General features: G+C 52.5%; 13 protein-coding genes. 10 read left to right on the top strand and 3 right to left on the bottom strand.

Annotated elements, in window-relative coordinates:
- Positions 1-6 precede the first annotated feature (6 nt).
- The gene (ackA, locus tag HVX64_RS15750) at positions 7-1,209 is read right to left on the bottom strand and encodes an acetate kinase (protein WP_042317795.1); all 1,203 of its coding nucleotides are present in this window, start codon (positions 1,207-1,209) and stop codon (positions 7-9) included.
- A 338-nt stretch (positions 1,210-1,547) separates the two neighbouring features.
- Between ackA and yfbV the strand changes: the two genes are divergently transcribed.
- The 4 genes from yfbV (at position 1,548) to HVX64_RS15730 (ending at position 5,160) form a co-directional block, all read left to right on the top strand.
- On the top strand, positions 1,548-2,003 hold the full coding sequence (yfbV, locus tag HVX64_RS15745; protein WP_042317796.1) for a terminus macrodomain insulation protein YfbV: 456 nt from the start codon (positions 1,548-1,550) through the stop codon (positions 2,001-2,003).
- Positions 2,004-2,086: 83 nt separating this feature from the next.
- Complete coding sequence (locus tag HVX64_RS15740; protein ID WP_042290698.1) at positions 2,087-2,581, top strand: YfbU family protein; 495 nt, start codon at positions 2,087-2,089, stop codon at positions 2,579-2,581.
- Entirely contained in the window at positions 2,574-3,251 is a 678-nt protein-coding gene (locus HVX64_RS15735; protein ID WP_044326791.1) for a sugar phosphatase, read from the top strand. The genes HVX64_RS15740 and HVX64_RS15735 overlap by 8 nt, the downstream gene beginning before the upstream one ends.
- Positions 3,252-3,327: 76 nt before the next feature.
- Positions 3,328-5,160, top strand: a complete 1,833-nt coding sequence (locus tag HVX64_RS15730) for an SLC13 family permease (protein ID WP_043000014.1) — start codon at positions 3,328-3,330, stop codon at positions 5,158-5,160.
- 47 nt (positions 5,161-5,207) lie between these two features.
- Here HVX64_RS15730 and yfbR read toward each other — a convergent pair whose 3' ends face one another.
- Positions 5,208-5,807, bottom strand: a complete 600-nt coding sequence (gene yfbR, locus HVX64_RS15725; RefSeq protein ID WP_043000015.1) for a 5'-deoxynucleotidase — start codon at positions 5,805-5,807, stop codon at positions 5,208-5,210.
- A 129-nt stretch (positions 5,808-5,936) separates the two neighbouring features.
- Positions 5,937-7,154 (bottom strand): alanine transaminase AlaA, encoded by a 1,218-nt coding sequence (gene alaA / locus HVX64_RS15720; protein ID WP_043000016.1) that lies wholly within the window; start codon positions 7,152-7,154, stop codon positions 5,937-5,939.
- 929 nt (positions 7,155-8,083) lie between these two features.
- On the opposite strand from alaA, the gene lrhA reads away from it, so the two are divergent.
- The 6 genes from lrhA to nuoF all read left to right on the top strand — a co-directional run bounded on the left by lrhA (position 8,084) and on the right by nuoF (position 14,502).
- Positions 8,084-9,022 (top strand): transcriptional regulator LrhA, encoded by a 939-nt coding sequence (gene lrhA / locus HVX64_RS15715; RefSeq protein WP_043000017.1) that lies wholly within the window; start codon positions 8,084-8,086, stop codon positions 9,020-9,022.
- A 629-nt stretch (positions 9,023-9,651) separates the two neighbouring features.
- Complete coding sequence (nuoA, locus tag HVX64_RS15710; protein WP_042317806.1) at positions 9,652-10,095, top strand: NADH-quinone oxidoreductase subunit NuoA; 444 nt, start codon at positions 9,652-9,654, stop codon at positions 10,093-10,095.
- Positions 10,096-10,110: 15 nt separating this feature from the next.
- A complete protein-coding gene (gene nuoB / locus HVX64_RS15705; protein ID WP_003028075.1) occupies positions 10,111-10,773 on the top strand; it encodes an NADH-quinone oxidoreductase subunit NuoB in 663 nt (220 codons plus the stop codon).
- An 89-nt stretch (positions 10,774-10,862) separates the two neighbouring features.
- On the top strand, positions 10,863-12,665 hold the full coding sequence (gene nuoC, locus HVX64_RS15700) for an NADH-quinone oxidoreductase subunit C/D (RefSeq protein WP_080343264.1): 1,803 nt from the start codon (positions 10,863-10,865) through the stop codon (positions 12,663-12,665).
- Between the two features lie 2 nt (positions 12,666-12,667).
- Positions 12,668-13,168: an NADH-quinone oxidoreductase subunit NuoE gene (nuoE, locus tag HVX64_RS15695; protein ID WP_042317807.1), complete on the top strand. Its 501-nt coding sequence runs from the start codon at positions 12,668-12,670 to the stop codon at positions 13,166-13,168.
- A complete protein-coding gene (gene nuoF, locus HVX64_RS15690; protein WP_042317808.1) occupies positions 13,165-14,502 on the top strand; it encodes an NADH-quinone oxidoreductase subunit NuoF in 1,338 nt (445 codons plus the stop codon). The genes nuoE and nuoF overlap by 4 nt, the downstream gene beginning before the upstream one ends.
- The last annotated feature ends 69 nt before the right edge of the window (positions 14,503-14,571 follow it).

The following is a 14,571-nucleotide window of genomic DNA, read 5'->3' as shown; positions in this document are numbered from 1 at the left end:
GTGATATCAGGCAGTCAGACGGCTCGCGTCTTGCGCGATAACCAGTTCTTCGTTGGTTGGGATCACCACCGCAGGACGGGTACCTTCTTTGTTGATGAAACCAGATTTGCCGAAACGGGCAGCCAGGTTACGTTCATGATCAACTTCAAAGCCCAGCACGCCCAGTTTACCCAAGGACAGCTCGCGAACCATGGCCGCGTTCTCACCGATACCGCCGGTGAAGACAACGGCGTCCAGACGACCGTCCATCAGCGCCGTGTAGGAACCGATGTACTTCGCCAGACGGTGGCAGTAAACGTCCATTGCACGTTTCGCGTCTTCTTTGGTGGTGTAGTTGTCTTCAACATAACGGCAGTCGCTGGTCACTTCGGTCAGACCCAGCAGGCCGGATTCTTTGGTCAGCATCTTGTTGATCTGATCAACGCTCATGCCCAGCGTGTCGTGCAGGTGGAAAATGATTGCCGGGTCGATGTCACCAGAGCGGGTACCCATCACCAGACCTTCCAGCGGGGTCAGGCCCATAGAGGTATCAACACATTTACCATTGCGGATAGCAGAAACAGAACCCCCGTTGCCCAGGTGGCACGTGATGATGTTCAGCTCTTCTACCGGTTTGTTCAGCATTTTTGCCGCTTCCTGGGTAACGAAGAAGTGGCTGGTACCGTGCGCGCCATAACGACGAACGCCGTGTTCTTTGTACAGGCTGTACGGCAGGGCATAGAGGTAAGACTCTTCCGGCATGGTCTGATGGAACGCGGTGTCAAACACAGCCACGTTTTTGTCTTTCAACTGCGGGAAGGATTTCAGTGCTTCTGCAATCCCGATCAGGTGAGCCGGGTTATGCAGCGGTGCGAAAGAGGCAGAATCTTTGATGCCCTGAATAACAGAGTCATCGATAACCACGGAGCTGGTATACTTCTCGCCGCCGTGTACGATACGGTGACCGATTGCAGTCAACTGCGCAGACAGTTCTGGTTTTTGTGCCAGAATAGTATTAACGATAAAGTTCAGCGCTTCACTGTGAGCGGCGCCTGCACCTAAAGCCGCTTCTTGTTTACCGCCGTCCATTTTCCATTTGATACGTGCTTCAGGGAGATGGAAACATTCGGCTAAACCAGAAAGGTACTCTTCACCGTTAACTGCATCGATGATTGCAAATTTCAGTGAGGAGCTACCGCAGTTCAGAACCAGTACTAACTTACTCGACATGGAAGTACCTATTATTGATACGTGGCTAAAAAAACGTCAGGGAGCCATAGAGCGTAGCGCAGTGTGACGCTGACATTTATGATTAACATCATGCCAGTTGTCTTTTTTGGCATGATGGAAGAAATACCTTTGAGTCTATGCCATTTTGCGTATTTTTCAGCCAATGGCATACTATATGTAAATTTGACGACTCAATGATTTTGGACTACAGGCCTTTTACAGGCCGCTACAGGATACCCGATAGTGGGTATCAATGACAAAATGTTTTGAACGTTGTCCCGTATAGTTGTTGTTTTGCACAAATATTTGAAATTTTATATGTGAAGTTGAGGTAAGCCATGTCGACGCCGGATCATCGCTCCGTAAATTTTTTTAGCCTTTTTCGTCGGGGGCAACATTACTCAAAGACGTGGCCAATGGAAAAGCGCCTTGCCCCCGTCTTTGTTGAGAACCGCGTGATTCGGATGACACGTTACGCTATTCGCTTTATGCCGCCGATCGCTATCTTTACCCTGTGCTGGCAGATAGCACTGGGCGGCCAGTTAGGGCCTGCCGTCGCCACCGCGTTGTTCGCGCTCAGCCTGCCGATGCAGGGGCTATGGTGGTTAGGGAAGCGTTCCGTCACGCCGCTGCCGCCCTCGATCCTGAACTGGTTCTATGAAGTCAGAGGCAAATTACAGGAGGCGGGGCAAGCGCTCTCCCCGGTTGAAGGGAAGCCGGATTACCAGGCGTTAGCTGACACGCTTAAGCGTGCCTTCAAACAACTGGATAAAACTTTCCTTGATGATTTGTAATTGCCCCCTGATTACGCATATAAAAGAAGGCATATTAATGCCTTCTTTTTTTTCACCGTTGTAGAGTGATACAGGAGTCCCAAATGGAAATGACCAACGCTCAACGTCTTATTTTGTCTAATCAATACAAAATGATGACTATGCTCGATCCGACTAACGCCGAGCGTTATCGTCGTCTGCAGACGATCATTGAACGCGGTTACGGTTTGCAAATGCGCGAACTGGATCGGGAATTTGGCGAGCTGAAAGAGGAAACCTGTCGTACGGTTATCGACATCATGGAGATGTATCACGCTCTGCATGTCTCCTGGGCCAACCTGAAAGATGCGCAAAGTATTGATGAACGTCGGGTAACCTTCCTGGGCTTTGATGCCGCAACGGAAGCGCGCTATCTCGGTTATGTTCGCTTTATGGTGAATGTGGAAGGACGTTACACCCATTTTGATGCCGGCACGCACGGTTTCAACGCGCAGACCCCAATGTGGGAAAAATACCAGCGGATGTTAAGCGCGTGGCATGCCTGCCCGCGTCAGTATCATTTGAGCGCCAACGAAATCAACCAAATCATCAATGCCTGAGGAGGTGAACGTGCAATGCAAGGGCTTTCTGTTTGACCTGGATGGAACGCTGGTTGACTCGTTACCTGCTGTGGAACGTGCATGGTGTAACTGGGCCGATCGTTTTGGGCTGACTCATGACGAAGTGTTAAGTTTTGTTCATGGCAAGCAGGCGATAACCTCTTTGCGCCATTTCATGGTGGGCAAACCTGAGGCGGAAATCGCTGCGGAGTTTACGCGTCTGGAGCAAATAGAAGCGACAGAAACGGCGGGCATCACCGCGCTGCCAGGTGCGGTTGCGCTGCTTAACCATCTGAACAAGGCCGGGATCCCGTGGGCAATTGTAACATCAGGGTCGATGCCGGTTGCGCGCGCACGTCATCAGGTGGCCAACCTGCCAGCCCCGGAGGTTTTCGTGACCGCTGAGCGGGTCAAACGTGGTAAGCCGGAGCCGGATGCTTATCTGCTCGGCGCGCAACTGCTTGGTTTAGCGCCGCACGAATGTGCGGTGGTGGAGGATGCCCCTGCGGGCGTGCTCTCGGGACTCGCCGCAGGCTGCCATGTTATCGCAGTAAATGCCCCGGCGGATACGCCGCGTCTGGATGAGGTCGATTTCACCCTGACCAGCCTGGAGCAGCTTTCGGTGACCAAACAACCGAATGGTGATGTGGTTGTATTAAGAAATACCTGATCATGATTTAGCCCCGGCTTGTCGGGGCTTTTTTATGGCAGAATCATTCCATCTTCTCATCTGACAAGGATAGGTTGTGAACGGTGAATTGATCTGGGTTCTCTCGCTGTTGGCGATTGCTGTGATTTTGTTTGCGACGGGCAGAGTGCGTATGGACGCGGTAGCTCTGTTTGTCATCGTAGCCTTTGTTCTCAGTGGCACACTGACCCTTACTGAGGCCTTTTCGGGATTCAGCGACCCTAATGTGGTGTTGATTGCCGCGCTGTTTATCATCGGTGACGGGCTGGTACGCACCGGCGTGGCGACCGTCATGGGCACCTGGCTGGTGAAAATGGCAGGCAGTAGCGAAATCAAAATGCTGGTCCTGCTGATGCTGACCGTTGCCGGACTGGGCGCGTTTATGAGTTCAACCGGCGTCGTTGCTATCTTTATTCCCGTGGTACTCAGCGTCTCGATGCGTATGCAAACGTCGCCGTCGCGCCTGATGATGCCGCTCAGTTTCGCCGGGCTTATCAGCGGCATGATGACGCTGGTGGCCACCCCGCCAAACCTGGTCGTTAACAGTGAATTGTTGCGTGAAGGCTATGCCGGTTTCAGCTTCTTCAGCGTCACGCCTATCGGCCTCGTCGTGCTGGTGCTGGGCATTATCTATATGCTGCTGATGCGCTTTATGCTCAAAGGCGACAATCCACAACAGCAGCGAGATAGCTGGAAACGTCGCACCTTTCGCGATCTGATCAAAGAATATCGCCTGACAGGGCGCGCGCGTCGACTGGCGATTCGTCCGGGGTCACCGATGATCGGTCAGCGCCTCGACGATCTTAAACTGCGTGAGCGCTATGGCGCCAACGTGATCGGCGTCGAACGCTGGCGGCGTTTTCGGCGGGTGATCGTAAACGTGAATGGGGTATCGGAGTTTCGCGCCCGTGACGTGTTACTGATTGATATGTCCGCCGCCGATGTCGATCTCCGTGAATTTTGTAGCGAGCAATTGCTGGAGCCAATGGTGCTGCGTGGGGAGTATTTCTCTGACCAGGCGCTGGATGTGGGAATGGCGGAAATCTCGCTGATCCCGGAATCGGAGTTGATTGGCAAGTCGGTGCGGGAAATCGGTTTTCGTACCCGTTATGGGCTGAATGTGGTTGGCCTGAAACGTGACGGCGTGGCGATCGAAGGTTCGCTTGCCGATGAGCCGCTGCTGATGGGCGATATCATCCTGGTCGTCGGTAACTGGAAACTGATCGGGATGCTGGCAAAGCAGGGGCGAGATTTTGTCGCGCTTAATCTGCCAGAAGAGGTAAGCGAGGCTTCCCCGGCGCACAGCCAGGCCCCGCACGCGATTTTCTGTCTGGTGCTGATGGTTGCGCTGATGCTGACTGACGAAATTCCTAATCCCATCGCGGCGATTATTGCCTGTCTGTTGATGGGAAAATTTCGCTGTATTGATGCCGAAAGCGCCTACAAAGCCATTCACTGGCCCAGCATCATTTTGATTGTCGGCATGATGCCTTTTGCGCTGGCGCTGCAAAAAACCGGTGGTGTGGATCTGGTCGTGAAAGGATTGATGGACGTGGGCGGCGGTTATGGCCCGTACATGATGCTGGGCTGTCTGTTTGCGCTGTGCGCGACCATTGGTCTGTTTATCTCGAATACCGCGACGGCGGTATTAATGGCGCCGATTGCGTTGGCGGCGGCGAAGTCGATGGGCGTTTCTCCCTATCCCTTTGCGATGGTGATCGCGATGGCGGCCTCGGCGGCCTTTATGACGCCGGTTTCATCACCGGTCAACACGCTGGTGTTAGGACCAGGGAATTACAGCTTTAGCGATTTTATTAAGTTGGGCGTACCGTTCACCATTATCGTTATGGCGGTATGCGTGGTGATGATCCCGATGTTGTTTCCGTTTTAATGTTGTATCGCATTGCCGGATGGTGCTGACACGCATCCGGCAAACCGTTACAGCGGAGAGTCCTGGCTAATTTCATCGAGAGACAGGTGAAAACTGGGGACGAAGACTTCCATAAAGTAATCCATCTCTGGGCTGCGGCGTGACTCCAGCGTTTTTTCCAGTCGCGTCTTTGCCAGCAGGAATTCATTATTCCCTGCCGACAACTCTTCCAGACACTTCAGATACGCACACAGCGCATCGGCCTGTTTCACAATCGACTTTTCATCTTCGCTATATGCATGCTCATCAATCAGCGGGGCAAAAATATCCCGCAGCTCATCGGGCACCATATCGACCAGTTTCTGCTGAGCGATTTTCTCAATAGCCTTATATTCCTGGGCGATTTGCGAATTGAAATATTTTACCGGCGTGGGCAGATCCCCGGTCAGCACTTCTGACGCATCGTGATACATCGCCAACAGCGCAATGCGTTCGGCATTAACCTGACCGGCAAACTTACGGTTTTTGATCGCCGCCAGCGCGTGGGCCACCATCGCGACCTGGAGACTGTGCTCAGAGACGTTTTCTGTGCGCACATTGCGCATTAAAGGCCAACGGTTAATGAGTTTGAGGCGGGAGAGGTGGGCAAAAAAATGGCTCTGCTTCATAGTGACCTTTTCATGATGACAACCTGGAGGTCATTGTGCGCAGAGAAGGCCGCCGGATGCAAATGCTCGTCATACTTCACGTTGCAGGACAAAACACCCTGGGTGTTTTGTCCTGCAACGCATTTTGGATTAAAGCTGGTGATATCCCGACAAGAAACGTGCAAATTTGCTCAGCGACATCTCTATGTCGTCGATGCGGGGCAGGGTGACGATGCGCACGTGATCCGGCCACGGCCAGTTAAATGCCGTCCCCTGAACCAGCAGGACTTTTTCCTGTAACAGAAAATCGAGCACCATTTTCTGGTCGTCATGAATATTGAAGCGCTTCGCGTCAATTTTCGGGAACATATACAGCGCACCGCGCGGCTTCACGCAGGAGACGCCCGGAATATCGTTGATCAATTCCCAGGCGCGATTGCGCTGCTCATACAGACGACCGCCGGGCATGATGAATTCACTGATACTCTGGTAACCGCCCAGCGCCGTCTGAATGGCATGCTGTGCCGGCACGTTGGCGCAAAGACGCATCGATGCCAGCATTTCCAGCCCTTCGATATAACCTTTCGCATGCTTCTTCGGCCCGTTGAGAACCATCCAGCCCTGACGGAAACCGGCCACGCGATAGGTTTTGGACAGGCCGTTAAAGGTCACGGTCAGTAGATCCGGTGCCATCGCGGCGATGGAATGGTGCTCGGCGTCGTCATACAGGATCTTATCGTAGATCTCATCGGCAAAAATAATGAGATCATTCTGCCGCGCGATCTCGACGATCTCCATCAACAGCTCTTTGGAATAAACCGCGCCGGTCGGGTTGTTCGGGTTAATGATGACGATCCCACGGGTACGCGGCGTGATTTTGGCGCGGATGTCATCAAGGTCCGGGAACCAGTCGGATGATTCATCGCACAGGTAATGCACCGCATTGCCGCCGGAAAGCGCGACCGCCGCCGTCCACAGCGGATAATCCGGCGCGGGCACCAGCATTTCGTCCCCACTGTTCAGTAATGCCTGCATCGCCTGCACGATCAGTTCTGAAACGCCATTACCGATGTAGATATCTTCGACGGTGACGTCACGCATGCCACGCGCCTGATAGTGCTGCATGATGGCTTTACGCGCGGAATAGAGGCCTTTGGAATCGGAATAACCTTGTGCAGTAGGCAGATTACGGATGACATCCACCAGAATTTCATCGGGGGCGTCAAAGCCAAAAGGGGCGGGGTTACCAATGTTCAGTTTCAGAACCTTATTGCCTTCTTCTTCAAGGCGTTTCGCTTCCTTCAGAACAGGACCGCGGATGTCATAACAGACGTTATCTAATTTGCTGGATTTCTCAATGGGGGACATGAACCTTGACCTTTATGCTGTTATCACCACTTCCTGCCGTGGAAGTCAGTTTGGAACAATGTACTCCCCCAGCGGGGCGTTTTGAAGGCTTTGCAGAAGAAGATTTTGCTGAATGGTGACGTGCTATTGTGCTGTCATTGACTGATTTTTGCGTAATATATAGAGATAAAAATAGGTTATTCCGATTTTTATAGCATGATATTGCGATTTTTACGTTCGAGGGTGGCCGATTCTCTTGCTTACAAAAAGGTTCAGCGCCCGTGAAATTTCGGGGAGAATTCTGACGTCATTTAATAATTCGTAAATACTGAAAGATTAATCACTGCCCGTGTTATCGGGATGTACGGGAACCCTGGCGGTGTAAATCTAATGTTAAGCAGGATTTATGAATGACCTGGAATCTCATTAATTATTATTTAATAATTAAAAAGGCTTTACGCAAGGCGCGAATAATAGCGAGTTGATTTGAGAAACATAACAAAACTTTGCATCAGATTATTCGCATTAATGCTTATAAATAAAAAGGTTTTAGGTTAAGATACGCATGATGAAATGACATGTGGCCGCATGATTTGTTAATATCCCGAATGGGTTTTTGTGGCTAACTTACTGCCATGTATGCTTATTTCTCGTTGATGTATGCCCGGTTCCATTCTTTACATTTACACTTTTTACATCCAGAAAATGGCAGAAATCTACATAGGCTTTAATAGGTCAGCCCGTTCTTAACGAAATAACCTGAGAGTTCGCGTAAGGTATTATTACGTAAGAAAGAGGGTAGCATTTCGCCAGTCACATGATATACCTATTTACTTTCACCTGCTGTCAGCGGGTGACTCTGCTAAGGAAGCGCATTACAAACGGAATTGCTTGATTTTGTATGCACAGCATTAACAAGCTCAGTATGAGCCGCCAGTAAGTGAAAAATTATGATAAATGCAAATCGTCCGATAATTAACCTCGACCTCGATCTGCTGAGAACATTTGTTGCTGTTGCCGATCTGAACACATTTGCAGCAGCAGCTGCAGCGGTGTGTCGTACTCAGTCTGCGGTGAGCCAACAGATGCAGCGCCTCGAACAGCTCGTGGGAAAAGAACTCTTCGCTCGTCACGGTCGTAACAAACTGTTGACTGAACACGGCATTCAGCTTTTGGGTTACGCCAGAAAAATCCTACGTTTCAATGATGAGGCCTGCTCATCATTGATGTTCAGCAATCTTCAGGGAGTATTAACTATCGGGGCTTCGGATGAATCCGCCGATACGATACTGCCTTTCCTCCTGAATCGCATTAGCTCGGTTTATCCGAAGCTTGCGCTGGATGTCAGAGTGAAGCGAAATGCCTTCATGCTCGATATGCTGAAATCGCAAGAGGTGGATCTGATCGTCACCACTAACCGTCCCGGACCGTTTGAGAGCCTGACGCTGCGTACCTCGCCGACACACTGGTACTGTGCCGCAGAGTATGTGCTGCAAAAGGGCGAACCGGTTCCGCTGGTGTTGTTGGATGATCCCAGTCCGTTCCGTGATGTGGTTCTTGCCACCCTGAATGCGGCGAACATCCCCTGGCGACTGGCCTATGTGGCGTCGACATTGCCGGCCGTGCGCGCGGCGGTGAAAGCTGGTCTTGGCGTGACGGCGCGTCCGGTAGAAATGATGAGCCCGGATCTACGCGTGCTAGGGGCAGTTGACGGATTACCGCCGTTGCCGGACACCGAATACCTGCTGTGCCGTGACCCGGCCTCGAAGAACGATCTGGCGCAGGTTATCTATCAGGCGATGGATACCTGGCAGAATCCGTGGCAGTACAGCCCAATTACCCCAGAAGGGGGAGATGATTCCGTGCTGGTCCAGGGAGACTATGAGTAACGGGTCACAAAAAAAGCATTAAAAAGGGCAAGTGTAAAAAAGAGCCACTGGAGATTAAAAAACATCCAGTGGTTCTTTTTTTGTACTAATATCCTTAACGGGCAGGAGGAAAAAGGTAAAAATCCTCATAAATCAGCGAGTAGACGTTGCGATTAAAAAATGCGTAAAAAAGAAGCGAAATTCGCAGGTCAACCCTCTCATGTTAAAAAACGAGAGAAATTGTTGCTGTTTTTTGAGGTGGATTAACAAAAGCGTGTCACAGATCAAGAAAATACTCCCTTTTAGGGGAAGGCTTTTGGATCAATTCCTGTCAAAATAGGCGCGTTTTTTTCTACTTACTTCACAACGGACACGATTCAACAACATCCCCATTTAGCCTGTGAATCGATCGACACGGTGCTAAAGCGCATTAAATGTTAAGGGTGTTGTTATCATGTAAATTAATGTGAGGAAACTTTTGTTAAAGTTGACAAAAGGTTATAGAAAGGAGTAAAAAACCCCATCAATTGGCTGTCTAAAACATTTTCTGCAGCGATTGTAAGGTTTTTTTTATTCCTCCCCATGAATCGATGTGGCGTTCATCTGCCGAAAAGAGCAGAGAATTTGGCGCTACTTTTGATGAGTAAGCAATGAGTATGTCAACATCCACTGAAGTCATCGCTCATCACTGGGCATTCGCTATCTTTCTTATTGTTGCCATTGGCCTGTGCTGCCTGATGCTTATCGGCGGTTGGTTTTTAGGCGGTCGCGCACGCGCGAGGTCAAAAAACACCCCGTTTGAATCAGGTATCGACTCGGTCGGCACCGCCCGCTTACGCCTGTCTGCCAAGTTTTATCTGGTAGCCATGTTCTTCGTTATCTTCGACGTTGAAGCGCTGTATCTGTTCGCATGGTCGACCTCTATCCGCGAAAGCGGTTGGGTAGGCTTTGTGGAAGCTGCAATTTTTATTTTTGTGTTACTGGCAGGTCTGGTTTATCTGGTGCGTATTGGCGCGCTGGACTGGACGCCCGCGCGTTCACGCCGCGAGCGTATGAACCCGGAAACGAACAGTATCGCTAATCGTCAACGCTAACCGCGAGGCATTAAGATGGATTATACGCTCACCCGCATAGATCCTAACGGTGAGAATGACCGTTACCCCCTGCAAAAACAGGAGATCGTAACCGACCCCCTGGAACAGGAAGTTAACAAGAACGTGTTCATGGGCAAACTGCATGACATGGTTAACTGGGGTCGCAAAAACTCAATCTGGCCTTATAACTTCGGCCTTTCCTGCTGCTACGTAGAGATGGTGACCTCGTTCACCGCCGTACATGACGTGGCGCGCTTTGGCGCGGAAGTCCTGCGTGCTTCACCACGTCAGGCTGACTTGATGGTGGTAGCGGGGACCTGCTTTACCAAAATGGCGCCGGTCATTCAGCGTCTTTACGATCAGATGCTGGAGCCGAAATGGGTCATTTCCATGGGCGCATGTGCCAACTCCGGCGGTATGTACGATATTTATTCGGTAGTGCAGGGCGTTGATAAGTTTATCCCTGTGGATGTTTACATCCCGGGTTGCCCGCCGCGTCCGGAAGCGTACATGCAGGCGTTAATGCTGTTGCAGGATTCCATTGGCAAAGAACGTCGTCCGCTCTCCTGGGTGGTTGGCGATCAGGGCGTTTATCGCGCCAACATGCAGTCAGAGCGCGAGCGTAAACGCGGCGAACGCATTGCAGTAACGAATCTGCGTACACCAGACGAGATTTAATTTGCGCCTGTCGGCAGCAGCATTTTACTTCGCCTATCACTACATAAATCGCGCGAAGCTCTGTCGACAGTCACCACGGACCATTTGCAATGGTGAACAATATGACCGACTTAACCGCGCAAGAAGCCGCATGGCAGACCCGGGATCACCTTGATGACCCGGTCATCGGCGAACTGCGCAACCGTTTTGGGCCGGATGCCTTTACCGTTCAGGCGACTCGCACCGGGGTACCCGTTGTTTGGGTCAAGCGTGAACAATTACTGGAAGTGGGCGATTTCTTAAAGAGGTTGCCGAAACCTTACGTCATGCTGTTTGACTTACACGGCATGGACGAACGTCTGCGCACACACCGCGAAGGGTTACCCGCCGCGGATTTTTCCGTTTTCTACCACCTGATTTCCATTGAACGCAATCGCGATATCATGCTCAAGGTGGCCTTGTCTGAAAACGACCTGCGTGTACCGACCTTCACCAAACTGTTCCCGAACGCTAACTGGTATGAGCGTGAAACCTGGGACATGTTTGGTATTGAATTTGACGGACACCCGCACCTGACGCGTCTGTTGATGCCGCCAACCTGGAAAGGCCATCCGCTGCGTAAAGACTACCCGGCGCGTGCTACCGAATTCGATCCGTTTGAGCTGACCAAAGCGAAGCAGGATCTGGAAATGGAAGCGCTGACCTTCAAACCGGAAGACTGGGGCATGCAGCGTGGTACCGAAAACGAGGACTTTATGTTCCTCAACCTCGGCCCGAACCACCCGTCTTCACACGGTGCATTCCGTATTGTTCTTCAGCTTGATGGTGAAGAGATTGTCGACTGTGTGCCTGACATCGGTTACCACCACCGTGGTGCTGAAAAGATGGGCGAACGTCAGTCCTGGCATAGCTACATTCCGTATACCGACCGTATCGAATACCTCGGCGGCTGCGTCAACGAGATGCCGTACGTGCTGGCAGTGGAAAAACTGGCGGGCATTACCGTACCGGATCGCGTTAACGTTATCCGCGTGATGCTCTCCGAGCTGTTCCGCATTAACAGCCATCTGCTGTATATCTCGACGTTTATCCAGGACGTCGGCGCCATGACGCCGGTCTTCTTTGCCTTTACCGACCGTCAGAAAATCTACGACATCGTAGAAGCGGTCACCGGCTACCGTATGCACCCGGCCTGGTTCCGTATTGGCGGCGTGGCGCATGACCTGCCGCGCGGCTGGGACAAACTGCTGCGTGAATTCCTCGACTGGATGCCGAAGCGTCTGGCGTCTTACGAGAAAGCCGCACTGCAAAACACCATTCTGAAAGGGCGTTCGCAGGGCGTTGCCGCTTACGGTAAGAAAGAAGCGCTGGACTGGGGCTGCACCGGCGCGGCGCTGCGTGCGACCGGTATTGATTTCGACGTGCGTAAAGCGCGCCCTTACTCTGGCTACGAAAACTTTGACTTTGAAGTGCCGGTTGGCGGCGGGGTTTCCGACTGCTACACCCGCGTAATGCTGAAAGTGGAAGAGCTGCGCCAGAGTCTGCGCATCCTTGAGCAGTGCCTCAACAACATGCCGGAAGGCCCGTTCAAAGCGGATCACCCGTTGACGACGCCGCCGCCGAAAGAGCGCACGCTGCAACATATCGAAACCCTGATCACCCACTTCCTGCAAGTGTCGTGGGGCCCGGTTATGCCGGCGAATGAGTCCTTCCAGATGGTGGAAGCGACTAAGGGTATCAACAGTTACTACCTGACCAGCGATGGCAGCACCATGAGTTATCGTACCCGTATTCGTACCCCGAGCTACGCGCATTTGCAGCAGATCCCGGTGGCAGTACGTGGCAGCCTGGTGTCCGACCTGATCGTCCATCTGGGTAGTATCGATTTTGTTATGTCAGATGTGGACCGCTAATTATGCACGAGAATCAACAACCACAAACCGAGGCTTTTGAGCTGAGTGCGGCAGAGCGTGAAGCCATTGAGCACGAGAAGCACCACTACGAAGACCCGCGTGCGGCGTCCATTGAAGCGCTGAAAATCGTTCAGAAGCAGCGTGGCTGGGTGCCGGACGGTGCGATCCACGCGATCGCCGATGTGCTGGGGATCCCGGCAAGCGATGTCGAAGGTGTTGCGACGTTTTACAGTCAGATCTTCCGCCAGCCGGTGGGTCGCCACGTGATCCGCTATTGCGACAGCGTGGTGTGCCATATCAACGGTTACCAGGGGATTCAGGCTGCGCTGGAGAAAAAGCTCAACATCAAGCCGGGGCAGACGACCTTCGACGGTCGCTTTACGCTGCTGCCGACCTGTTGCCTTGGGAACTGCGACAAAGGGCCGAACATGATGATCGATGAGGATACTCACGCTCACCTGACCCCGGAAGGCATTCCTGAACTGCTGGAGCGGTATAAATGAAAGACATTATCCGTACTCCCGAAACGCATCCGCTGACCTGGCGTCTGCGTGATGATAAACAGCCCGTGTGGCTGGACGAATACCGTAGCAAGAACGGCTACGAAGGTGCGCGTAAGGCGCTGACTGGTCTGTCCCCGGACGAAATCGTCAACCAGGTCAAAGACGCTGGCCTGAAAGGGCGCGGCGGCGCAGGCTTTTCCACCGGTCTGAAGTGGAGCCTGATGCCAAAAGACGAATCCATGAACATCCGCTACCTGCTGTGTAACGCGGATGAAATGGAGCCGGGCACCTATAAAGACCGTTTGCTGATGGAACAGCTGCCGCATCTGCTGGTGGAAGGCATGCTGATCTCCGCGTTTGCGCTAAAAGCGTACCGGGGCTACATCTTCCTGCGCGGTGAATACATTGAAGCCGCCGTGCATCTGCGCCGTGCGATTGCGGAAGCGACCGAAGCCGGTCTGCTCGGCAAAAACATCATGGGCACCGGTTTTGATTTCGAACTGTTTGTTCACACCGGGGCAGGGCGCTACATCTGCGGTGAAGAAACGGCGCTGATCAACTCCCTTGAAGGCCGTCGCGCTAACCCGCGTTCGAAGCCGCCGTTCCCGGCGACCTCCGGCGCATGGGGTAAACCGACCTGCGTCAACAACGTGGAAACGCTGTGTAACGTTCCGGCGATCCTCGCCAACGGCGTGGAGTGGTACCAGAACATTTCGAAGAGCAAAGATGCTGGCACCAAGCTGATGGGCTTCTCGGGTCGCGTGAAGAATCCGGGACTGTGGGAATTGCCGTTCGGTACCACCGCACGTGAGATCCTCGAAGATTACGCGGGCGGCATGCGCGATGGACTGAAGTTCAAAGCCTGGCAGCCTGGCGGCGCGGGAACTGACTTCCTGACCGAAGCGCACCTCGATCTGCCAATGGAATTTGAGAGCATTGGTAAAGCCGGAAGCCGTCTGGGTACCGCGCTGGCAATGGCAGTTGACCATGAGATAGGCATGGTGCCTCTGGTGCGTAACCTGGAAGAGTTCTTTGCTCGTGAATCCTGCGGATGGTGTACGCCATGTCGTGACGGCCTGCCGTGGAGCGTCAAAATTCTGCGTGCGCTGGAGCGTGGCGAAGGCCAGCCTGGGGATATCGAGACACTTGAGCAACTGTGTCGTTTCCTCGGCCCGGGTAAAACCTTCTGTGCACACGCACCGGGCGCGGTTGAGCCGCTACAGAGCGCCATTAAATATTTCCGCGAAGAATTCGAAGCTGGCATTAAGCAGTCGTTCAGCAATACCCACGCGATTGGTGGTATTCAGCCGAACCTGCTGAAAGAGCGCTGGTGATTACAGGCCTCTGAGCCTGTATCGCGATATGAATTTCGATTAACGCTTAGTCTCTGACTAAGCCAACTG

Origin of the sequence: Citrobacter sp. RHB20-C16 (assembly GCF_013890155.1) — a bacterium.
Lineage (GTDB): Bacteria > Pseudomonadota > Gammaproteobacteria > Enterobacterales > Enterobacteriaceae > Citrobacter_A > Citrobacter_A amalonaticus.
The sequence above is the reverse complement of the archived record's forward strand: the minus strand, read 5'-3'. Positions and strand labels throughout refer to the sequence as shown.

Bases quoted from the DNA above. Each gene is read 5' to 3' on its own strand.
- alaA (WP_043000016.1), bottom strand. From the start codon at position 7,154: ATGTCCCCCATTGAGAAATCCAGCAAATTAGATAACGTCTGTTATGAC.
- lrhA (WP_043000017.1), top strand. From the start codon at position 8,084: ATGATAAATGCAAATCGTCCGATAATTAACCTCGACCTCGATCTGCTG.
- nuoF (WP_042317808.1), top strand. From the start codon at position 13,165: ATGAAAGACATTATCCGTACTCCCGAAACGCATCCGCTGACCTGGCGT.
- HVX64_RS15740 (WP_042290698.1), top strand. From the start codon at position 2,087: ATGGAAATGACCAACGCTCAACGTCTTATTTTGTCTAATCAATACAAA.
- yfbR (WP_043000015.1), bottom strand. From the start codon at position 5,807: ATGAAGCAGAGCCATTTTTTTGCCCACCTCTCCCGCCTCAAACTCATT.
- nuoC (WP_080343264.1), top strand. From the start codon at position 10,863: ATGGTGAACAATATGACCGACTTAACCGCGCAAGAAGCCGCATGGCAG.
- ackA (WP_042317795.1), bottom strand. From the start codon at position 1,209: ATGTCGAGTAAGTTAGTACTGGTTCTGAACTGCGGTAGCTCCTCACTG.
- nuoB (WP_003028075.1), top strand. From the start codon at position 10,111: ATGGATTATACGCTCACCCGCATAGATCCTAACGGTGAGAATGACCGT.
- nuoE (WP_042317807.1), top strand. From the start codon at position 12,668: ATGCACGAGAATCAACAACCACAAACCGAGGCTTTTGAGCTGAGTGCG.
- HVX64_RS15735 (WP_044326791.1), top strand. From the start codon at position 2,574: ATGCCTGAGGAGGTGAACGTGCAATGCAAGGGCTTTCTGTTTGACCTG.
- yfbV (WP_042317796.1), top strand. From the start codon at position 1,548: ATGTCGACGCCGGATCATCGCTCCGTAAATTTTTTTAGCCTTTTTCGT.
- nuoA (WP_042317806.1), top strand. From the start codon at position 9,652: ATGAGTATGTCAACATCCACTGAAGTCATCGCTCATCACTGGGCATTC.